The 20843-nt window shown below is 52.3% G+C and carries 19 protein-coding genes; 4 read left to right on the forward strand and 15 right to left on the reverse strand.

The features are described from left to right. Positions 1–36: 36 nt before the first annotated feature. Positions 37–297, reverse strand: a complete 261-nt coding sequence (locus OGX93_RS04040; protein WP_012132282.1) for a DUF2534 family protein — start codon at positions 295–297, stop codon at positions 37–39. A 236-nt stretch (positions 298–533) separates the two neighbouring features. Here OGX93_RS04040 and OGX93_RS04045 point away from each other — a divergent pair, with 236 nt between their 5' ends. Continuing rightward, the gene (locus tag OGX93_RS04045) at positions 534–1565 is read left to right on the forward strand and encodes a mechanosensitive ion channel family protein (protein WP_286449557.1); all 1032 of its coding nucleotides are present in this window, start codon (positions 534–536) and stop codon (positions 1563–1565) included. A gap of 42 nt (positions 1566–1607) precedes the next feature. Here the strand turns inward: OGX93_RS04045 and OGX93_RS04050 are convergent, their stop codons facing one another. Beyond that, positions 1608–3227: a peptide ABC transporter substrate-binding protein gene (locus tag OGX93_RS04050; protein ID WP_200090644.1), complete on the reverse strand. Its 1620-nt coding sequence runs from the start codon at positions 3225–3227 to the stop codon at positions 1608–1610. Between the two features lie 228 nt (positions 3228–3455). Between OGX93_RS04050 and mpaA the strand changes: the two genes are divergently transcribed. Next, positions 3456–4184, forward strand: a complete 729-nt coding sequence (gene mpaA, locus OGX93_RS04055) for a murein tripeptide amidase MpaA (RefSeq protein ID WP_012132279.1) — start codon at positions 3456–3458, stop codon at positions 4182–4184. Here mpaA and ycjG read toward each other — a convergent pair. Further along, a complete protein-coding gene (gene ycjG / locus OGX93_RS04060) occupies positions 4159–5124 on the reverse strand; it encodes an L-Ala-D/L-Glu epimerase (RefSeq protein ID WP_012132278.1) in 966 nt (321 codons plus the stop codon). The two genes, mpaA and ycjG, sit on opposite strands and share 26 nt — an antisense overlap. 135 nt (positions 5125–5259) lie before the next feature. Between ycjG and tpx the strand changes: the two genes are divergently transcribed. Beyond that, on the forward strand, positions 5260–5766 hold the full coding sequence (tpx, locus tag OGX93_RS04065; protein ID WP_012132276.1) for a thiol peroxidase: 507 nt from the start codon (positions 5260–5262) through the stop codon (positions 5764–5766). Positions 5767–5823: 57 nt separating this feature from the next. Here tpx and tyrR read toward each other — a convergent pair whose 3' ends face one another. From tyrR to OGX93_RS04080, 3 genes are all read right to left on the reverse strand, one after another. Next, positions 5824–7365: a transcriptional regulator TyrR gene (tyrR, locus tag OGX93_RS04070; protein WP_200075795.1), complete on the reverse strand. Its 1542-nt coding sequence runs from the start codon at positions 7363–7365 to the stop codon at positions 5824–5826. Positions 7366–7513: 148 nt separating this feature from the next. Further along, positions 7514–8575, reverse strand: a complete 1062-nt coding sequence (locus OGX93_RS04075) for a YcjF family protein (RefSeq protein WP_012132270.1) — start codon at positions 8573–8575, stop codon at positions 7514–7516. After that, the gene (locus tag OGX93_RS04080) at positions 8572–9969 is read right to left on the reverse strand and encodes a YcjX family GTP-binding protein (RefSeq protein ID WP_286449559.1); all 1398 of its coding nucleotides are present in this window, start codon (positions 9967–9969) and stop codon (positions 8572–8574) included. Before OGX93_RS04080 ends, OGX93_RS04075 begins: the two co-directional genes overlap by 4 nt. Positions 9970–10124: 155 nt before the next feature. Between OGX93_RS04080 and OGX93_RS04085 the strand changes: the two genes are divergently transcribed. Then, on the forward strand, positions 10125–11135 hold the full coding sequence (locus OGX93_RS04085) for a LacI family DNA-binding transcriptional regulator (RefSeq protein WP_114847868.1): 1011 nt from the start codon (positions 10125–10127) through the stop codon (positions 11133–11135). 31 nt (positions 11136–11166) lie between these two features. Here OGX93_RS04085 and OGX93_RS04090 read toward each other — a convergent pair whose 3' ends face one another. The 9 genes from OGX93_RS04090 to OGX93_RS04130 form a co-directional block, all read right to left on the reverse strand. Then, the gene (locus tag OGX93_RS04090; RefSeq protein ID WP_071258376.1) at positions 11167–12072 is read right to left on the reverse strand and encodes an OmpG family monomeric porin; all 906 of its coding nucleotides are present in this window, start codon (positions 12070–12072) and stop codon (positions 11167–11169) included. A gap of 71 nt (positions 12073–12143) precedes the next feature. After that, entirely contained in the window at positions 12144–13226 is a 1083-nt protein-coding gene (locus OGX93_RS04095; protein ID WP_286449560.1) for an ABC transporter ATP-binding protein, read from the reverse strand. Between the two features lie 10 nt (positions 13227–13236). Then, a complete protein-coding gene (gene pgmB / locus OGX93_RS04100; protein WP_071258378.1) occupies positions 13237–13899 on the reverse strand; it encodes a beta-phosphoglucomutase in 663 nt (220 codons plus the stop codon). After that, complete coding sequence (locus OGX93_RS04105; protein WP_286487773.1) at positions 13896–16166, reverse strand: glycoside hydrolase family 65 protein; 2271 nt, start codon at positions 16164–16166, stop codon at positions 13896–13898. The genes pgmB and OGX93_RS04105 overlap by 4 nt, the downstream gene beginning before the upstream one ends. Then, the gene (gene ycjS / locus OGX93_RS04110; RefSeq protein WP_286449561.1) at positions 16163–17218 is read right to left on the reverse strand and encodes a D-glucoside 3-dehydrogenase; all 1056 of its coding nucleotides are present in this window, start codon (positions 17216–17218) and stop codon (positions 16163–16165) included. Before ycjS ends, OGX93_RS04105 begins: the two co-directional genes overlap by 4 nt. 10 nt (positions 17219–17228) lie before the next feature. Then, positions 17229–18017: a 3-dehydro-D-guloside 4-epimerase gene (ycjR, locus tag OGX93_RS04115; RefSeq protein ID WP_115181601.1), complete on the reverse strand. Its 789-nt coding sequence runs from the start codon at positions 18015–18017 to the stop codon at positions 17229–17231. 19 nt (positions 18018–18036) lie between these two features. Then, complete coding sequence (gene ycjQ / locus OGX93_RS04120; protein WP_071258382.1) at positions 18037–19089, reverse strand: D-guloside 3-dehydrogenase; 1053 nt, start codon at positions 19087–19089, stop codon at positions 18037–18039. Between the two features lie 28 nt (positions 19090–19117). Next, positions 19118–19960 (reverse strand): carbohydrate ABC transporter permease, encoded by an 843-nt coding sequence (locus OGX93_RS04125; RefSeq protein ID WP_071258384.1) that lies wholly within the window; start codon positions 19958–19960, stop codon positions 19118–19120. After that, the gene (locus OGX93_RS04130) at positions 19947–20828 is read right to left on the reverse strand and encodes a carbohydrate ABC transporter permease (RefSeq protein WP_286449562.1); all 882 of its coding nucleotides are present in this window, start codon (positions 20826–20828) and stop codon (positions 19947–19949) included. Before OGX93_RS04130 ends, OGX93_RS04125 begins: the two co-directional genes overlap by 14 nt. Between the last annotated feature and the right edge of the window lie 15 nt (positions 20829–20843).

The raw sequence follows: 20843 nt of genomic DNA on the forward strand, positions 1-20843 counted from the left end.
GCGCTTATGCCTACCCGGCGAAGCCGCTCACTCACGTTACTGTTTGTCCTCACCACCGAGGAAATAGATCCCCAGCGGAATGGCCAGCAGAATGGTGAAAACCAGACTGTAGACGCAAATCATTGATGACTGGATGAAATACATCGAGGTTGTCCACTCGGACAACGGAATATCATACTGTTCGATCACGCCGCCGATAGTCGCCCGCGTAACCACTGATGCCGCAATAATAAACACCGCCAGCAGGCCCAACAGAAATTTCTTCCCCTTTGCTGTCTTCAGCTTTGTCATGATCATGGTATCGTCCTTTTGCAGATGAAAGCTCTGTTACTTGCGCGTAACAATACCATGACAATCCCTCGTTGTCTGCCACACAAGTCGTGACATAATATTCACATCGCGCGTCCCTGTCTGAAAATGCGCTACGTCTTATTCTTTTTGATCAATGACCAGCGCATTCGAAGCGGATAAAATATCTGCACCTCAGAATCTTTTAGCGTTATATCAACCATACGGGGTAGTGACAGACCAAAATGATTGCAGAATTTTTTTTCAAAAACGCGTTTAATCTGGCAATAATTTTTGGCAGTGGCGCCGCCTTACTTCTGATGAGTATTGTGTTTCGTCGTGGCGAGAAAAGAAGAAAAGGATTTATATTTCATGCCGTACAGTTCTTCGTTTATGCCCTTATCATCGGCACGCTGGGCAGTATCGCCAATAATGTTATTGAAAACTACGATCTGAAATTCATCTCTCCAAATGCCGTCGATTTTATCTGCACATCTCTGATTGCGCTGATTCTGACAATAAAACTGTTTTTACTCATCAACCGCTTTGAAAAATCACAGATCGGTAAAGGCAGAGATGTCACCAGTGCGAAGATCCTGTCTCGCATTATTAAGATCACCATTATTATCGCCATCGTTTTACTCTATGGCGAACACTTTGGCATGAGTCTGTCCGGGTTGCTGACTTTTGGCGGCATTGGCGGCATCGCTGTTGGGATGGCGGGTAAGGACATTCTGAGCAACTTTTTCTCGGGGATTATGCTCTATTTTGATCGCCCCTTTAGCATTGGCGACTGGGTCCGTTCCCCGGACAGAAATATTGAAGGCACCGTGACTGAAATCGGCTGGCGAATGACCAAAATTAACACCTTCGACCACCGCCCTTTATATGTGCCGAATTCGATTTTCTCCTCCATTAGCGTGGAGAATCCCGGCAGGATGACCAACCGACGTATTAAAACGGTGATCGGGTTACGTTATCAGGATGCCAGTAAAACAGGTGTTATTGTTGATGCGGTCAGAACGATGCTGCAAAACCACCCTGATATCGATCAGCACCAGACGCTGCTGGTCTATTTCAATGAATTCGGCGAATCATCGCTGAATATCATGGTCTATTGCTTTAGCAAAACCACCGAATGGGAAGCCTGGCTTGCGGTTCAGCAGGATGTTTACCTGAAGATTATCGACATTGTTCAGGCGAACGGCGCAGATTTTGCGTTTCCAAGCCAGACGCTTTATCTGGATAACGCCGCGTCACCGCAATCCGCAAATTAAAAAAGACGCGGTATTCCGCGTCTTTTCGCTCACTATTGCATATTATTTGTCGTGCTTCACAATATACATTGTCCGACTATACGCCACGTCTTCCGGGTTATTAATGGGATAACCTTTCAGCCACGGTTTGATCAAACGTCCGTTGGTATACTGGTAAATCGGCGCAATCGGCGCCTGTTCCATCAGGATTTTCTCTGCCGCGTTATAGTCCGCATTGCGCGCCTTCGTCGTATTTTCTACTGTCGCCTGCGTCATGATTTTATCGTAGGCCGGGTTATTGAAGCGCGAGATATTGCCCGTATGGGTCGAGGTTAACAATGACAGGAAAGTAGACGGTTCATTGTAGTCCCCCACCCAAGAGGCGCGGATAACATCAAAATTACCGGTGTTGCGGCTGTCGATATAGGTTTTCCATTCCTGGTTTTGCAGCTTCACCTCTACGCCCAGATTCTTTTTCCACATCGAGGCGACCGCAATCGCGATTTTCTGATGATTTTCAGACGTGTTATATAACAGCGTCAATTTGAGCGGTTTCTGCGGGCCATAGCCAGCCGCAAGCAATAACGTTTTCGCCTGAGCATTGAGTTCTTCCTGGCTCATTTGTTCAAATGGCGAAGGATCGGGAGTAAAGCCTGCCGTCACGTCCGGGGTGAAACGCCAGGCCGGTTTCTCCCCGGTTCCTAACACTTTTTCCGCCATGATGCGGCGATCAATCGTCATGCTCAGCGCCAGACGAACGCGGGAATCCGCCGTCGGGCCTTTTTGGGTGTTAAACGCATAATAATAGGTGCCCAACTGCGGCGGCGTATAAACCTGCCCCGGTATATCCTTCAGCAACTTCTGATACAGATTTTTCGGGAAAGATTCGGTGATATCGATATCGCCAGCCAGATAACGTTTAGTCGCTGACGACTCCTGATTAATCGGCAGGAAAGTCACTTTTTGCAGCACCGTCTTCGCATTGTCCCAGTAATGGGTATTAGGCACCACCACCAGTTTCTCGTTAACCACGCGATCATTCAACACATAGGCGCCATTGCCGATCAGGTTTCCGGGCTTCGTCCAGTCTTTACCGCTTTCTACATTGGCTTTCTGTACCGGGTAAAAAGCAAAGTTGGCAGTCAGGTTAACAAACCACGGCAGCGGTTTATCCAGCTGTATTTTTAGCGTGCGGGCGTCCACGGCGCTAACCCCAAGCGTATCCGGCGACGCTTTACCATCAATAATCGCCTGGGCGTTATTAATGCCAGCAAGGGCGGCAAACCAGGCAAACGGTGACAGGGTTTTCGGATCAACCAGACGTTGCCAGCTGTAGACAAAATCCTGCGCGGTCACCGGAGTGCCGTCCGACCACTTTGCGTTATTGCGCAGGGTAAACGTCCAGATCCGGTTATCATTGGTCTTCCAGCGCGTAGCGACGCCAGGAATGATTTCCCCTTTCTCGTTCTGATTCACCAGACCTTCAAACAAATCGCGAATGACCTGAATCTCCGGCAGTCCAACCGCTTTTGCCGGATCTAACGACGCCGGTTCATCTTTAATATGGCGGACCAGTTCTTGCTTCTCTGCCAGTACCGTTCCGCCGGGAACATCCGCAGCGTGTGTCAGGGAGACGCTGCTAATCAACAGCGCACAACAGGTAACTGAAACAGAGTGCTTCATAAGATGCCCTTAAATGATGAAGTTAGATGACTGCGTAATTATTTGTTTCGCATGAAGGAAATGCAAACGTCTTCCTACAGAAAGTTGATATTAACCCGATATACGCATCCGCTTCCAGGAAGCCAGACAGAGGATATTGCATAGCGCGCGCAACGCGTGAAAACGATTTGATTATCTGGACAATTTGCACAACACTGCGAGTAATAACAACAGCATTCAGAGACACTTATGACCGTTACCCGTCCTCGTGCCGAGCGCGGCGCATTTCCGCCAGGAACCGAACATTATGGGCGTTCATTGCTGGGAGCGCCGTTGATCTGGTTTCCGGCTCCGGCTGCCGATCGCGAAAGCGGCCTGATTCTGGCCGGAACGCACGGCGATGAGAACGCGTCGGTGGTGACGCTCTCGTGTGCGCTGCGTACGCTGAATCCTTCACTCCGCCGTCATCATGTGGTGCTGGCGGTGAACCCGGACGGTTGCCAGCTTGGTCTGCGCGCCAATGCCAATGGCGTCGATTTGAACCGTAATTTTCCGGCGGCGAACTGGAAAGCGGGTGAGACGGTTTATCGCTGGAACAGCAGCGCCGAGGAGCGCGATGTGGTGCTGCTTACCGGCGAACATCCGGGGTCCGAACCCGAAACCCAGGCGCTGTGCCAACTGATACACCGGGTGCATCCTGCCTGGGTGGTCTCCTTTCACGATCCTCTTGCCTGTATTGAAGATCCCAGACATAGCGAGTTAGGCGAATGGCTGGCCCGGGCATTTGAGCTGCCGCTGGTCTCCAGCGTAGGTTACGAAACGCCCGGTTCGTTTGGAAGCTGGTGCGCCGACCTCAATCTGCACTGTATTACCGCAGAGTTCCCGCCGATCTCGTCCGATGAAGCCAGCGAAAAGTATCTGATGGCGATGTCTACTCTGCTGCGCTGGCACCCTAAAGATGAAGTTGCCCGGTCGTAAACCGTAGAGCGGGCTCGACATCCACCGCCAGCCAGGTGGGGCCATCGAGGTCAGCAAAACGCACCTGTGGGGCCAGCGGCAACGCTGCGCTAATGGCCCTGGAGGTACACAGCATACATCCCAGCATCAGCCCAAAACCCTGTTCTCTGGCTTCGGCGGCCAGCGCCAGCGCTTCCGTCAGACCACCGGTTTTATCCAGTTTGATATTGACCATATCGTAGCGCCCCTGTAACGCTTTCAGGCTACTGCGGGTATGGCAACTTTCATCCGCACAAATAGGGAGCGGATGAACAAAATTTTCCAGCGCGGCGTCATCCTGCGCAGGTAACGGTTGTTCCAGCATCGCGACGCCTAAATCCGCCAGCAGCTGGCATCGCGCCGCCAGCCCCTCTGTACGCCAGGACTCGTTTGCATCCACGATTAGCGTCGCATCGGGCACGACGGAGCGAATCGCGACCATTCGTTCGCTGATCAGGCGATCGTCCAGCTTAATTTTGAGCAGTTTCGCCCCTTTTTCCCACAGTGCCGCCGCGCTGGCCGCCATCTGTTCAGGCGTACCGATCACGACAGTCTGTGCTGTTGTCAGCGTAGCGGGCAATTCAACGGCCACAAACTCCGCCAGCGTTTGCTGCTGCTGGCGAGCGCTCAGATCCCACAGCGCGCAATCGACCGCATTTCTGGCCGCGCCGGCAGGCAGCAATTTTTGTAGTGCTTCGCGGGTCAGCCCCTGTTCCAGTTGCGGCGCGATACTCATGATCTGCGCCAGCACCGAGGCATCGCTTTCGCCATAACGTGGATAAGGCGTACATTCCCCTACGCCTTTTACGCCCTCTTCCTCCAGCTCCACGACCACAACATGCGCTTCGGTACGACTTCCCCGGGCAATCACAAAGGGCGTGTGCAGCGGCCAGGCCTCCTCATACACCTTAACAGATCTCATTGGTTCTCCTTTTCTCGCCGTTTTTCACGTTGCAGATGCGTGGCGGTGGATTAAACACAAATAGCGTTTGCCGTGTTAACTGCTGATGGCATAAACTAGCCACGACGTTAACTATATGTAAACAGGAAGATAACCATGTCACAAACCGTTCATTTCCAGGGCAATCCAGTCGCCGTCGCCAACACCATTCCTCAAGCTGGTAGCAAAGCACAGGCTTTTACCCTCGTGGCAAAAGATCTGTCTGACGTCACACTGGCTCAGTTTGCAGGCAAGCGCAAGGTGCTGAATATTTTCCCAAGTATTGATACCGGCGTTTGTGCGGCATCGGTACGTAAGTTTAACCAACTGGCGACAGAAATCGACAACACCGTCGTACTGTGCGTTTCTGCGGATCTGCCGTTCGCCCAGTCTCGTTTCTGCGGCGCGGAAGGTCTGAGCAACGTCATTACCCTTTCCACTCTGCGTAATCCTGACTTCCTGAAAGACTACGGCGTTGAAATCACTGAAGGCCCGCTGAAAGGTCTGGCGGCGCGTGCCGTGGTGGTCATTGATGAAAACGACAACGTCATTTTCAGCCAGTTGGTGAACGAAATCACCAACGAACCTGACTATGCTGCTGCGCTGGACGTGCTGAAAGCGTAAGACGGTAAAAAAGCCCGATGGCGCAACGCTCATCGGGCTTCTAATTCTTTGTCGTTTCTACTCTTCGCTTTTCTTCTGATTCAAACCGTATTCACGTAACTTATTGGCAATCGCGGTATGTGAGACGCCCAGGCGTTTCGCCAGTTTGCGCGTGCTCGGATAATTGCGATAAAGCTGCGTCAGCACGGAACGTTCAAAACGACTGGTGATATCATCCAGCGAGCCTTCCATCGCATCTTCACCAACGGCAACGGTCGTGGCGTCGTAATCCGGCAGCAAGATATCCTGCGGACGTAATTCGTACCCTTCAAGCTGCGTCAGCGCCCGGTAGATGGCGTTTTTAAGCTGGCGCACGTTGCCCGGCCAGCCATAACGGGTTAATACGGTGCTGAGATCGGCAGAGAGTTTTGGACGCGGCACGCCCTGCTCATCGGCAAAACGCGCCACGAAAAGTTCAGTGAGCGGCATGATATCCTGCGGGCAATCACGCAGCGGCGGCAGATTGAGCGTCAGCACATTCAGACGGTAGTAGAGATCCTCGCGGAACAGCCCTTTTTGCACCAGTTCCACCAGATTCTTCTGCGTGGCGCAGATCACCCGGACATCAACGTGAACCTCATGATCCTCGCCAACGCGACGGAAAGTGCCGTCGTTAAGAAAACGCAGCAATTTGGTCTGCATGCGTGGCGACATCTCACCAATCTCATCCAGCAGCACCGACCCCCCGTTGGCCTGTTCAAAGAAGCCTTTTTTACCTTCCGGCGCATGACCAAACAGTTCGCTTTCAACCGCATCTTCAGGAATGGAGGCGCAGTTCAATGCCAGATACGGTTTTGCCGCACGCGGGCTTGCCAGGTGGCAGGCATGGGCGAAGAGATCTTTACCGGTTCCGGTATCGCCGGTAATCAGCAGTGGCGCGCTCAGCGTAGCCAGCTTACGAGCCAGCTCTACGACATGCTTCATTTTCGCGCTGACGGCGATAATCTGGCTAAACGCGCTCAAATCCTGGGTCGTCAAATTCTGCAACTGACGCCCCATTCGGATGGTAGAACGTAGCATAACGACAGCGCCCGTGAGCATGTACTCGTCATTTTCCCCTTGCAAATGAACCGGGGTAATCTCCATCAGGAAGTTCTGCCCATTGATCACCACATGCTCGTTGTGAGAGACCTGCGGGTTGCTCTCCAGCCAACGCTGGAAGTTGAAGCCGTTGATCAACTGCGCGGCAGTGTGATTGCGCATACGCTCCTGATTTTGTGCGAAAAGCTGACAGCTCGCGGGGTTCGCCATCTCTATTTTACTTTTCATATCCAGAGAGAGGACGGGTTCCGGCAACGCTTCGAGCAGTGCGCTCAGCGCCAGATGCTCGCGTTCAGACGGCATCCACGGCACCGTACGGACATCGGTCACGCCGGAAATGCGGCGGATCTCCGCCATCAGGCTGCTGAAGTTGGTGAACTCCAGTTCAGCAAAATTAAGGTAAATTCGCCCGATGGGGTCAATCTCAATACCGCGTAAATCAATGCTACGAAGCACCAGCAAATCGAGTAACTCGCGGGTCAGACCAAGACGGTCTTCACAAAAGACTTCCAGACGCATGGGAACTTTCACCTAAAACAATGAGCTATTAGATAGATGATAAGCCAGTATTCGATTAGCAGGAAGGATTCTGTCAACAATTATTGACAGCATGACGGAAAATTGGGCGCCGGGCCGTAAAGTTATACGGTCAGCGCCCTTCCAGCGATCAGTTTTCGCGCGGGGTTTTGCTTTTCTGCAAGGTCTCTTTGACTTGAACGATAAGCTGGCGACGAAAATCCCCCAGACGCGGCTTATCATCGTCGATCCACGGTAAAGGACGACACAGCTCCATCGCTTTAATGCCCAGACGAGCGGTTAACAGCCCGGCGCCAATACCCTGCGCCGCACGGGCAGACAAACGCGCCGCCAGATCCTGCGACATCCAGTCCATCCCGACTTCACGCACCAGCTCGCTGGCACCCGCAAACGCAATATTGAGCAACACCAGACGAAACAGGCGCAGACGGCTGTAATACCCCAGTTCAATGCCATACAGCGTCGCAATGCGATTGATCAGCCGCAAATTTCGCCAGGCGATAAATGCCATATCCACCAACGCCAGCGGGCTGACGGCAATCATTAACGTGGATTCGGCGGCCGAACGGCTGATTTCACGTCGCGCCTGGGCATCCAGCACCGGTTGCACCAGTTGAGCGTATAAGCTGACCACTTCCCGATCGTTTTGCGTTTCATGAATCGAAGCATACCAGCGCTGCAACGCCGGGTGAGACTGATCGATACCGGCCTGCTGCGCCAGCTTTTCGCAAAACGCACGGCCCTTTCCCGTACCGTGGCTGTGCAACAGGTCGCGCGCTTCATCCCGTTCATGCGCCCGCTGGCGTAATCGCCATAGCCGACGCCATTCTGTCGCGACCGAGCCAACGCCTGCGCCAATGATCAACGCCCCGGCGGCACAACCGCCCAGCGCCACCCAGTCCTGGGTTTGCCATGCGTTCATGGTCCATTGCACGCCCTGGCCCACAACGCTGACGCCAAACAACGCCAGTCCCCCCATCACCATCTTGCGCCACAAACTGCGTTTCGGGCGCAGTGCGGCGTCAATGACCGCTTCCGCCTGCCCCTCGTCTTCCAGAGGTTCATCCACCTGCGCGGGGGCAAAGGTCTGCGCCTGCGTCTCGCTGAAGGTCTGTTGCGTTTTAAGCGTCTGGTTTTGCTCCACCTCCAGTGGACCTGCGAAATCGATACGCGGTTTTAACGGTTCGCTCATCGCAATTTGTCTCCTATTAAAAATTCCAGCGCGGCATCCAGACGAATGTGCGGCAATGGTTTGTCCACATCCATCACCTGCGGGCGAAACGCTTCAAACTGGAAACCCTGACTGTCCCAGAACGCTTGTCCCGGCAGACGTGCGGGCACTTCGCCGGGGTATACCGTTAACGGCGTTCCATCGCTTAAACGGTTACCGCGTAAGGCCGGGATCTTTTCACCATTTACGTCGATCAATCCACTGGTCGTCGCCTGTACGGACGCCAGTCCCAGACAATCCATGCTGATGCCTTCAAACGCCGCGTTTTGCCAGGCATCCTGAATCAGTTGCTGGAGCAAAGAGACCATATTGGCATGTTGATCGACAGTCACATGGTCTGCCTTGGTCGCCGCAAACAGCAGTTTATCAATCACCGGGGAAAAGAGTCGGCGAAATAGCGTTCGCTGACCATAGTGGAAACTCTGCATCAATTGCGTCAGCGCCAGACGCATATCGTTGAACGCCTGCGGCCCGCTGTTCAACGGTTGCAGGCAATCCACCAGTACAATCTGGCGATCAAACCGCAGGAAATGGTTTTTATAGAACCCTTTCACCACTTTTTCACAGTAGTAATTAAAGCGTTCACGCAACATTCCGGCGTTGGTGTGTTTATCCGCCTGCGCCAGTATCGATTCGCCATGCGCATCCACATCCGGCCACGGGAAAAACTGCAACGCAGGCGCGCCCGCCATATCACCCGGCAGCACAAAGCGACCAGGCTGAATAAAGTGCAGCCCTTGCTGTTTACATTGGTGCAGATACGCCGTCCAGGCCGCGGTGATCTCCGCCAGGCGATTTTCATCAGCAGGCGCCAGCGGGTCCAGCCCCTGGCATAGCTGACGCCATTTGGCCGACCATTCGCCCCACTGCCCTTGCAGTAAGCCGGTCATTTGCCGGGACCAGCTCAGGTAATCCTGCGCCAGCATCGGCAAGTCGAGCAGCCATTCGCCGGGATAATCGACAATCTCCAGGTATAACGTCGAGGTGTCTTTAAAATGGCGCAGCAAAGAATCATTGGATTTGTAGCGTAACGCGAGACGGATTTCGCTCACGCCGCGCGTTGGCGTCGGCCAGGCAGGCGGCTGGCCATAAAGCTGGGCCAGCCCTTCATCGTAGGTAAAACGAGGAATACCAAAATCACGTTGTGGAACGCGTTTCACGCCCAGCAAACGCTCCTCACGCACCGCGCTTAGCAGCGGCAGTCGCGATCCGGCATGGATGTTGAGCAGTTGGTTAACCATCGCAGTAATAAACGCGGTTTTCCCACTGCGGCTAAGTCCGGTAACGGCCAGACGTAAATGCCTGTCTACACCGCGATTAACCAGCGAGTTAAGTTCGTTTTTGAGTCGCTTCATCGCCATCCTGTTGTGCCTGAAGACCAGAAAAAAATTATAACCTATGCGTATTGATGTGGGGGCAGGCTGTTGATAATCAACCGCCTTGTGTTGTCATCCGCCAGTTAACTCCATAAGATGTGCGTCATTAACTCTCGAACGGAGTTCCCCCGACTATGTCCCCTACTATTTATGATATCGCGCGCGTCGCCGGAGTATCAAAATCCACGGTATCGCGCGTGCTGAATAAACAAACCAATATCTCCCCGGAAGCACGGGAGAAAGTATTACGCGCCATTGATGAACTGCAATACCAACCGAATAAACTGGCGCGCGCCCTGACCTCTTCCGGGTTTGACGCCATTATGGTTATTTCTACTCGTTCAGCAAAAACAACGGCCGGTAATCCTTTTTTCTCTGAAGTTCTGCATGCGATTACGGCAAAGGCCGAAGAGGAAGGTTTTGATGTCATATTACAGACCTCCCGCAGTACAGAAGATGACTTGCAAAAATGCGAAAGCAAAATTAAGCAGAAAATGATCAAAGGCATTATTATGCTGAGCTCCCCGGCGGATGAGTTCTTCTTTTCGCGTCTGGATAAGTATGATGTTCCTGTTGTCGTCATTGGCAAAGTGGAAGGCGAATACGCTCATGTTTACTCTGTCGATACGGATAATTTCCAGGACAGTATTCAACTCACAAATGCATTAATTGACAGTGGTCATCAGCATATTGCCTGTTTGCATGCGCCACTTGATTTCCATGTTTCCATCGACCGTGTTAATGGTTATAAAGCCAGTCTGGAAGTCCATAAAATCCAGTGCCGTGATGAATGGATCGTTGATGGTGGATACACGCATGAAAGCGCGCTACTGGCCGCCAGAAAACTGTTAAGCCAGACCCCATTGCCAAATGCCGTTTTCGCAACAGACAGCTTAAAGTTAATGAGTTTATACCGGGTGGCGGCAGAGAAAAATATCGCGATTCCACAACAACTCGCCGTTGTCGGTTACAGTAATGAACTGCTCTCGTTTATGCTGACTCCCGCCCCAGGCGGCATTGACGTTCCCACGCAGGAATTAGGCGAGCAAAGTTGTAATCTGTTATTTAACCTGATTGCCGGCAAGAAAGGCCTGCAAAATATTATCGTAAAAACGCAAATATCATTAGCCGGCTCCCTCGCTTAAAAACTGGGGCATGAATATGCCCCAGTACATTTTAGAACGCGTAGTTGATGCCGATCCCCGCATAATGGAATTTGTCACTCTCACCTTCGTCGTGATCTTCCCACTCAAAGGCATATTCCAGCGACATTGATAACCCATTCTGGAAATCATACGCATAAAGCAAACCGAGACGGTTAAAGTCGTGACCTTCACGCTCAGGATCATCCTGCCAGTCCCAGTTGGACCAGCGATCCAGACCGATACGGGTATAAGGCGTGAGAGTGGTATTGCCTAATGCTATCGGTAAATAGGCACGGATTTCCTGTGTGGAGAATTCACCGTTATCACGGTTTTCGGCAAGATTGAAGCCACGTTCCAGGTAATAATTCACCGTCAGACCAACCGTTTCATTAAAAGTGTAATTCAGGCCGGTTTCACTTTCGACACGACTGTCTGAGTAGCCGGTGATACTCAGGTCATTGACGAATTGATACATCGCCAGCCAGCCGCTGAAACGTAAATCGTCGGTCAGTTTCACATCCCAGTCCGGCTGTACTTTCCAGCGTTGCATATTGGCGGTGTCTTTACCCGCTTCATTTACGTAATGGTAGCCATAGTTACGAAAACCGCCGGTTAAACCGAAATTAACATCATCGCTTTCGAGGAATTGATAACGAACTTCCAGTTCCGGGCGATCAAACCATGTACCGCGTTTACCGGCACTATAATCGAAAGGTCCTTCCTGATAATACGCCAGTGAAATTTTCCACGGACCGGTTGCCGCATTAAAATAGATGGACGGTTCACCCAGCCCATCCATATCTTCACCATAGCCTTCGACGTTTTCTATTTCATACATAGCACCGATATTAAAATGCCAGTCGTTGTTTTCAGCGGCCTGCGCGCAAGCCATTCCTGCGCATATGACCAGCGCAGTAGAGTACAGTAAGGTTTTCATTTTTATTCCTTGTTAAAATACCGACAAAAAATGCACCTGCTACCGGGGGATAATTCCCCCGGAGGAATTATTTATTGAATAGCCAGTTCGGTTTCAGCATCAAAGAAATGGCATTTCGCCATATCAAAATGTATGGTGATATTTTCTCCCGCAGAATAATCGTTAATCGCCCCGGCACGGACGACCAGCTCGTGCCCCCCAACGGTGGTATAAAGCATAAATTCCGCACCGGTTAATTCAGCCACGCTAATACGCGCCGTTATGCTATTACCATCCTGTTTTTCAGGATGGATATCCTCCGGGCGAATCCCCATTACCACCGCTTTATGCTCGTGGCCTTGTTTTATTAACGCGTTCAGCTTGTCATCCGGGATTGTTAATTTCAGCGTTTCGGTAACGAATTTATCGCCATCAATTGCACCACGAATAAAGTTCATTGCAGGAGAACCAATAAATCCTGCGACAAACATATTGGCCGGATGGTTATATACCATCTTAGGCGCACCGACCTGCTGAACAATGCCATCTTTCATAATGACGATTCGCGTTGCCATCGTCATGGCTTCAGTCTGATCGTGCGTAACGTAAATCATGGTGGTATTCAGCTTCTGGTGCAGCTTACTGATCTCTGCGCGCATCTGGACACGTAATTTTGCATCCAGGTTAGACAGCGGTTCATCCATCAGGAACACACCCGCTTCACGAACGATGGCGCGCCCAAGCGCAACACGCTGACGCTGTCCGCCGGAAAGCGCGCCCGGTTTGCGTTTCAGGTAATCCCGCAATCCAAGAATTTGCGCCGCCCAGTTCACGCGTTCATCAATAATGCCCGGGTCCATCTTTTGCATTTTCAGCCCAAACGCCATGTTGTCGTAAACGGTCATGTGCGGATATAAGGCGTAATTCTGAAAGACCATGGCAATATTGCGCGCTTTTGCCGGTACATCATTCATCCGCTTACCGTCGATCAATAATTCACCGGCGCTGATCTCTTCCAGCCCCGCAATCATGCGTAGCGTGGTGGATTTGCCGCAGCCCGACGGACCGACAAAAACGATGAACTCTTTATCCCCAATCTCCAGGTTAAAGTCTTTAACCACATGCACCTGGTTATCGTATATTTTTTGGATATGTTGCAACGAAAGCTGTGCCATATTGATTCCTTTACTTTGCGTTTAGCCAGAAAGCCGATAAGCACGGCCACGTCAGAAATTCCGTTGAAGGAAGATGTAACTCCGCGCCGGTTAACCCCGGACCGATACCGACAGAATGCATACCGCAGGCATTGATGGCATCAATACCCGCCTGTGCATCTTCAATACCGATGCACGCATCAGGCCTCACCCCAAGACCGTTGCAGGCGGCAAGAAAAATCTCAGGATCCGGTTTCGAGCGGGATATGTGCGCTGCGTCTGCACAAAAATCAAAAAAGTCAGCAATCTCCAGCGCCTGTAAGATTGCAGGGGCATTGAGAGAGACGGATGCCAGCCCTACCGGAATCTGTAATTCATGCAGCGAGGTCAATAACGCCCGAATACCGGGCAGGACAGAGTCGGTCGTTAACTGGCGCAGAGCGTGAACGTACAGGGCATTTTTACGCGCAGCTAGCTGCAAACATTCAGCATCGGTAAACACCCCTTCTTTACCGCCATGCTGCAAAATGCGGCACAACGATTCATTACGGCTAATGCCTTTCAAACGTTCATTGAACGCCTCATCAATCACGATCCCCGTCTCATCGGCTATCTGTTTCCACGCCAGAAAATGCAGATGCGCGGTATCAGTAATCACGCCGTCTAAATCAAAAATGATGGCCTGAGGTTTCATTCCCCCTCCCTGGTAGCGGTCCCATTAACAGGTAAAATAACGTCACTGCATTTGAATGACCGCTCACCGTCAACAGTAACCTTACGGTTGTAAATCCACACATCGACGGGGCCGATGCTGGTGATGCTGATGTTATCTGCATCCATGGTGATAAACAGTTCTCTGCCCTGCCACTGCAACGGAAAAGCGAGGCGTTTCCACTGCGCCGGGAGCGCCGGATGCAGATGCAGTTCGCCATGGCGCACGCTTAACCCTGCAAATCCTTGTATCGCGCCCAGCCAGATAGCCCCTGTCGCTGCGGCATGAATACCGTCATCGCAACTGTGCGGATCGTCGCCAAGATCGATTTGCCCTCCATCGCGCCAGAACTGATACCCCATTGCTGGATCTTTACAGCGCGCAGCCACGATACCGTGGATCGCTTTACTCAGAGAGGAGTCATGAATCGTGCGCGCCTCATAAAAGCGCAGGTTCGCCAGGCATGTCTGCGGCGTAAACAGCTCCGGCAGCATATACATCAGCATTACCACGTCCGCCTGCTTGAGAATTTGCATCTCATTAACTTCAGCGCGTGAATAATCAAGCAGGATCGTCTGCTTGCCCGCATTGGCTTTATATTTCGCTAAATCGATAACCGGTTTACTGAGAAACGCATCATCCTGCGGCAAAATGCCATCCTGCTGAATGTCAGGCCGCCAAAGTTTCTGCAAAAAGTATTCCGCGCGATAAATAAACGTGTCGTCAGCACAACCCTGCGCACGCGCAAAACGCAGCGCCTGCTCCACGTTGTACCAGGCCATGTAGTTGGTGAAGGCATTGTTATTAACGTGCTCGGTGTACTCATCCGGGCCAATAACGTCATGAATCTCCAGACGTCCGTTCACGTCAACCGAACGACTTATCCAGAATTTGGCGGTTTCCAGCAGCAGCGCCATACCTTCACGCGCCATAAAACTCATGTCGCCTGTGGCTTGCCAGTAGCCGATAACAGCCCAGGCAATATCGGCGACAAGATGGTGTTCCGCTAATGCCGACGCCACTTTTTGCCGCAGGCCAGTACGGATGTTGATCGCCGCAAACTCCGGCGTCTCTTCCTCACCGCTACGCGCGCTTTCCCATGGAAACAACGCGCCTTGCCAACCGTTACGTCTCGCTTTCTCACGCGCACCGGGCAGATTATGCCAACGGTAACGTAACAGGCCTCTGGCAGTGTCTGGCTCGGTAAACAGATGAAACGGCAGCAGGAAAACCTCGGTATCCCAGAATACGTGGCCCTTGTAACCTTCTCCGGTTAATCCTTTTGCCGCGATGCTGCTGCGCTCATCATGAACCGGCGTCATGATGCGTAAGTGATAGAGCGCGAAATCCAACGCGCGCTGATCGCCAGGCACCACGCTGCTGACCTGGACACGGCGACGCTGCCACCAGCGATGCCAGTTAGCGGCGGTTTCTGCTCTTAGCGCGTCGTACCCCTGCTCAGCACAGGCTTCCAGTTGACGAAGGGCCTGACTCCCCCAGATTTCAGGCGAGGTATTCCGTTCAGATGTCCACTCAATCCAGACCAATTTCTCCAGCGTGATACGATGGCCCGCTTTTACACACAAACTGTTGTGTTGCATCAGGCGGCGATCTTTTGCCGTAAAGCAACGTTGCACATCGCCTTTCACGCGGCAGAAAGCGGAAATGGAAATATCGTTGCGGCCATCCTGAGTCGTATAGACCCCCTGCAAAAGGTGCTGTCCGAACACTCTGACCTGTGTTTCGTCCAGATGCTGACGGCCATGATTAGTTATCGTCGCGTCAATGCCGGTCGAGAGAGAAAGCGTGGCGTCGGCGTCCAACGGCGTAATAGTCATTTCCATCGCAAACAGCGGTAACTTTTCTGCGGATGCAAAACGGCGGCTTTCGATCGCAAAGCGCATGCCGCCAGGCGAGCGCCATATCAGCGAACGGCGCAACTCTCCGGTGGCAAAATCCACATCGCGCCGCCAGCTTTCAATTGTGCCGCTCAGCAGGGAGAAAATATCGCCATTCAGCGTTATCTCTACGCCAACCACATCGGGGAGATTGACCAGTTCATTAATCTCTCCCTTGCCAGCCTGATGATAGAGACCCGCCAGAAACATGCCGCGAGTCTGTACTGTATACGCTTCTTCGTGGCTTGCGCGGATCCCCATATAACCATTACCTGACGCCATAAGTGAGGCATATTTATTCAGGCTGTGCAGGCAAAAAAACGGGTCTGTTAACATTACAGGCTTCATCATAATTCCACGCAGGTTCCTGTTTCAGCAGAGTGATACAACGCAGCCACAATTTGTTGAATGACAAAACCTTGTTCTGCATCGGCGATCGTCACTGGCTCCCCTTTCACATGATTGACAAAAGCATCCATACTCCGAAAATGGCGGTGATCATCCGCAACGTCACGCTGAAACAGGACCGCCAGCCCCCCCTCCCGGTCGGTGTAAACCTGTGCCGGGAAAAGCGTTGCTCCGGCCTTATCACCGCAAAAATTCACGTTCATGACCGACTGCTCTGGAATGTTGAGCGCAAAGGAGGTTTCCAGCCGCAAGATGCCGCCATTGTGAAATTCGATTGTGCCGAACAGCGCATCTTCAACGGTGTACGTTGCCGGGTCCCATTCACCAAACTGCCCGCTGTTTTTGCAGGTGCCGATTTTTTGAAAGCTGTGCGCGCAAACCCGTTTAACCGCCGGGAACCCTAAGACATACATTGCCGCATCCAGCATATGCACGCCGATATCGATCAACGGCCCCCCGCCCTGCAAGGCTTTGTTGGTGAATACACCCCAGCCGGGCACTCCGCAGCGGCGCAAGGCTCTGGCATTGGTGACATAGATTTCACCCAGCACGCCAGCCACAACCTGTTCACGCAACAATTGCGTGTCCAGCGCAAAGCGATGATGAAAATCGTAGGCCAACACCTTTCCCATTCGTCGCGCGGTTTTGCACATCTCCAGCGCCTGTTCTGGCGTCATGGCGGGAGGCTTCTCGCACATCACATGACAACCGGCTTCCAGGGCCAGCATGGTGTGTTCGTAATGAAAACGATTTGGCGAACAGACGCTGACGATATCCGGCTGAGCGTCGCGCAGCATCTTCTCTGGGTCATCCCAGACCTGTGCATTACCGTATTTATCTGCCAACGCTTGCGCCTGGGACAGGCGGCTGTCACAGACAGCCACCAGTTCCAGATCCTCGCGGGTGCAGTAGTACGAAGCATGAACTTTATCCGCCACCTGCCCGGCGCCAATGATGGCGACACGCAACGGCGCGCTTGTCATTGCACTTTTCACGGGAACCCTCTTAGCAGGTACGCAACCAGGCCAATGACTGACGGTAGGCTTCCGGCAGATTATCTGCGCGTACCCGCCCTTCATACACCACATACCCCTGATAATTGTCCTGCCGCAACTGCTCAAACAGCGCGCCGAAATTCAGGGTGCCGGTTCCCGGCTGATAGCGGTGGTTGTCGGCAATATGCACATGGCCGAGCAGATCCCGGTTGTCATGCAGCGCCTTCGCCATATCGTCTTCTTCGATGTTCATGTGATAAAAATCACCGATAATCTCTACATGTTTGAGATCGTTTTCGACGATATAGCGACGAGCGTCGGCAAGCGTATTGATCATGTGATCCTGGTAGCGGTTAAGCGGTTCCAGGTACACCACCGTTCCAGTGCGCTCAGCCACGTTGTCAAGGAAACGCAGCGAGTCGCTCACCGCTTTGCGATCGCCTTCCAGGCTGCGCGGCGAGGCCATTGGCGGCAAACGGAAGGTAAACATTCCCCACGCGGCCGGCACGATAATGCCTTTGCCGCCCACTTCCGCCAGCGCTTCAAGAATGCGTTCAATTTGTTTCAGGCCGTTCAGACGGCGCTCTTCAATAAAATCGCCAATCCAGCCGTCGTAACCACCGCAGGCTGTGGTAACAGGCAGACCCGTTTCTTTAATCGCCGCTTTGACGTCATCAAGGTTATTGACCAGCAATTTGCCGTCGATCTCAAACCCGTCAAACCCCATCTCTTTGATATAGCGAAATTTATCCAGAATATTTTCTGGAAAGAAAGCCTGATTCTGAGTTCCAATTTTCATAGTATTCATTCCCTTAGAATTAAAACGTCACGCCCATTTTGATGCTCTTTTCCGGGTGCTTGTCGACAAACTCCATATAGCTTTCCGGGCTGTTGGCAAACGTTACGATGGGGTCGATAATCTCTTCGCAATCGAGATAACCATTCATCAGCAATTCCCAGCAGGTTTCTTCAATACGCTTACGGTTCCAGCGCGGGTAATCAGGGTTCGGCTCACTACAGGCACGAGCGAAAACGATTTTGGCGTTATTGAAGTGCGCTTCACGCCCGAGATTGAATCCCGCCGCAAACGGTTTAGCGAAAGCCACGTAGGAGATAGTGCCGCCGTAGGCCAGCCCGCGCAGCGCCGACTGTAACGCGTCAGCATAACCACAGGTTTCGATGATCACATCAGCGCCCTGTTTCCCGGTCAGTTTTTTAATTTCCATACCGACATCCGTGCCGACCGGGTTCAGGCAGTAATCCGCGCCATGACGACGCGCAATATCACAGCGGTGAGCGATCGGGTCTACGCCGATAACCACTGACGCTCCCGCTTTTTTCGCCAGTTGCACCGCAATCTGACCAATCGCGCCCAGCCCGACAATCACGACAAAGTCACCCACGCGCACATTCGCGTCACGCACGCCGCTCATCGCGAATTGTGCCGGGTCATAGCAGACTGCGTTTTTCCAGGAACACCCTTCCGGCATTTTGCGCAGCTTATAGTTATTAACGGCGTTGATGATGACCGTCTCAGAAAGCGGACCATAACCACATACGCGATCGCCCACGGCATAGTCCGTCACGTCACTGCCGCATTCGATAATGTCGCCCACCACCATGTTACCGAGCTGGAACTTACCGAATTCGATACCGCGCGGCGCGCCTTCCGGGCGTGGCATAAACATCTGCCATTGCGCATCAAAATCTTCATCAATGAACGGGCTGGCAGCGCGGAAATCAACCACCTCAGTACCATGCTTCGGCGCGCCAAACAGAACGCGGATTTTCACTTCGTTGGCTAAAATCGCGCGATCTTCATACTCCACAAGCGCCGCAACGCGCGGTTCGGTGGCAACTAACTTTTTCATTTACAACTCCTTAATTAAACTGGCCGCCTTAGCCCTTCACGCCACCAGCGGTCAAACCACTCTTAATAAAACGTTCGGAAAGCGCATACATAATGACGACAGGTAATGCCGTTACCAGCGACGCCGCCATCATGCGTCCCCAGATATAATCCGGCGTGCTAAACAGCGTATTCAGCCCTACCGGAAGGGTGAAATTGCTGGCGCTGGAGAGGAAAATCGACGCAAACAGATAGTCATTCCAGGCCACCATAAAGCAGTAGACAAACACCGAGACCAGGCCAGACATCGCCAGCGGAACGGTAATGCGAAAAATAATTTGCAGACGGTTCAAGCCATCCATCATGGCGGCCTCTTCAATCTCATCCGGGATGGTGTCGAAGTAGCTTTTCAGCATGAACACTGCGGTCGGTAGCGTCTGAGTGACCATCGTGATAATGAGCGCCATTTCGGTGTCATAAATGCCTAACGCAGTGATGATTTTGAACAACGGCACCACCAGCAAAATGCCGGAGAACATGTACACGGTGTAAAAGCTGGCATTAATGGTCATGCGACCTTTAAAGCGCAGACGTGACAGCGCGTACGCGCCAAGCGTGCCCAAAAATACGGCCACAACGGATGACACTACCGACACCACCATGCTGTTACGGAAATAATCGACAAACGGGAAAATCAGCGGATTAAAAATGTCGATATAGTGTTCCAGCGTCCAGTGCTGCGGGAAAAGGGTCGGATGCAGTGAAATCGCCTCTTTCGCGCTTTTAAACGAGGTCATCAGCATCACAAAGAAAGGAAACAGCGTGATGAGAAGAAAGACGATCAGGCCACAGTAAAAGCCGACACGCTCAAGTTTGCGTTTATTTGTTGCCATTGAGATTCACCCGTTTTCTGGTCAGCAAGATGACGGCAAAAATAATGATGAAGAGCACCACGGAAATGGCGGCTGCTTTACCTAAGTCATTAAATGCAAATGCTGTTTTGTAGAGATACACCCCGAGAATATCGACCTTCGTCGTCAACAGATAAACATCGGCGAACATGTAGAACATCCAGATGGTGCGTAAGGTCACGACCGTCGCCAGCACCGGCATGATGGCGGGCAGCGTTACGATGCGAAATCGCTGCCAGGCATTCGCGCCATCCATTTCGGCTGCTTCATACAGCGATTTATCGATAGTCTGTAAGATCGCCAGGAATGAAATGAACGCATACGGGAAGTAACGCCAGATCGCAAACAACACCACCAGCGCGAAACTACTGCCCGGATTGTCGAACCACAGCGGCGCATGATCGTAGAGATGCAGCAGATCCACGCCGAGGTAGTTCACAATGCCGTAGCCGTTGTTGAACATGTACTTCCAGGCGAACACCAGCGAGATGGACGGCGTCACATAAGAGAGGATCACCAGCGAACGTGCCGTTTTACGCAGGCGAAACTCCCGGTTAAAGAACATCGCGACGCCCAGCCCCAGTGTGGTACTACCGGCCACAACCAGCGCGGTATACCAGATCGTCATCCACAGCGCGTGCCAGAACCCAGGATCGGAGAGAATGTTAATGTAGTTGCTAAACCCCACGAACGTTGAGGCAATTCGCGGATTAAGCGGCAAACGCAAAAAACTGATTTCGATATTCGATATCATCGGCCATGCCACCAGACCGCCCAGCAGTAATAAACTGGGCGCCAGCAGCAACATCGCGAATGGCATATCGGAACGACCGGAAAAAAGCCTGGTCATAACTGCTTTCCTCTT

It is taken from the genome of Citrobacter sp. CK195, from assembly GCF_030333365.1.
In the GTDB taxonomy this organism is placed as follows: domain Bacteria; phylum Pseudomonadota; class Gammaproteobacteria; order Enterobacterales; family Enterobacteriaceae; genus Citrobacter_B; species Citrobacter_B koseri.

Bases quoted from the DNA above. Each gene is read 5' to 3' on its own strand.
- OGX93_RS04040 (WP_012132282.1), bottom strand. From the start codon at position 297: ATGATCATGACAAAGCTGAAGACAGCAAAGGGGAAGAAATTTCTGTTG.
- OGX93_RS04045 (WP_286449557.1), top strand. From the start codon at position 534: ATGATTGCAGAATTTTTTTTCAAAAACGCGTTTAATCTGGCAATAATT.
- OGX93_RS04050 (WP_200090644.1), bottom strand. From the start codon at position 3,227: ATGAAGCACTCTGTTTCAGTTACCTGTTGTGCGCTGTTGATTAGCAGC.
- mpaA (WP_012132279.1), top strand. From the start codon at position 3,456: ATGACCGTTACCCGTCCTCGTGCCGAGCGCGGCGCATTTCCGCCAGGA.
- ycjG (WP_012132278.1), bottom strand. From the start codon at position 5,124: ATGAGATCTGTTAAGGTGTATGAGGAGGCCTGGCCGCTGCACACGCCC.
- tpx (WP_012132276.1), top strand. From the start codon at position 5,260: ATGTCACAAACCGTTCATTTCCAGGGCAATCCAGTCGCCGTCGCCAAC.
- tyrR (WP_200075795.1), bottom strand. From the start codon at position 7,365: ATGCGTCTGGAAGTCTTTTGTGAAGACCGTCTTGGTCTGACCCGCGAG.
- OGX93_RS04075 (WP_012132270.1), bottom strand. From the start codon at position 8,575: ATGAGCGAACCGTTAAAACCGCGTATCGATTTCGCAGGTCCACTGGAG.
- OGX93_RS04080 (WP_286449559.1), bottom strand. From the start codon at position 9,969: ATGAAGCGACTCAAAAACGAACTTAACTCGCTGGTTAATCGCGGTGTA.
- OGX93_RS04085 (WP_114847868.1), top strand. From the start codon at position 10,125: ATGTCCCCTACTATTTATGATATCGCGCGCGTCGCCGGAGTATCAAAA.
- OGX93_RS04090 (WP_071258376.1), bottom strand. From the start codon at position 12,072: ATGAAAACCTTACTGTACTCTACTGCGCTGGTCATATGCGCAGGAATG.
- OGX93_RS04095 (WP_286449560.1), bottom strand. From the start codon at position 13,226: ATGGCACAGCTTTCGTTGCAACATATCCAAAAAATATACGATAACCAG.
- pgmB (WP_071258378.1), bottom strand. From the start codon at position 13,899: ATGAAACCTCAGGCCATCATTTTTGATTTAGACGGCGTGATTACTGAT.
- OGX93_RS04105 (WP_286487773.1), bottom strand. From the start codon at position 16,166: ATGATGAAGCCTGTAATGTTAACAGACCCGTTTTTTTGCCTGCACAGC.
- ycjR (WP_115181601.1), bottom strand. From the start codon at position 18,017: ATGAAAATTGGAACTCAGAATCAGGCTTTCTTTCCAGAAAATATTCTG.
- ycjQ (WP_071258382.1), bottom strand. From the start codon at position 19,089: ATGAAAAAGTTAGTTGCCACCGAACCGCGCGTTGCGGCGCTTGTGGAG.
- OGX93_RS04125 (WP_071258384.1), bottom strand. From the start codon at position 19,960: ATGGCAACAAATAAACGCAAACTTGAGCGTGTCGGCTTTTACTGTGGC.
- OGX93_RS04130 (WP_286449562.1), bottom strand. From the start codon at position 20,828: ATGACCAGGCTTTTTTCCGGTCGTTCCGATATGCCATTCGCGATGTTG.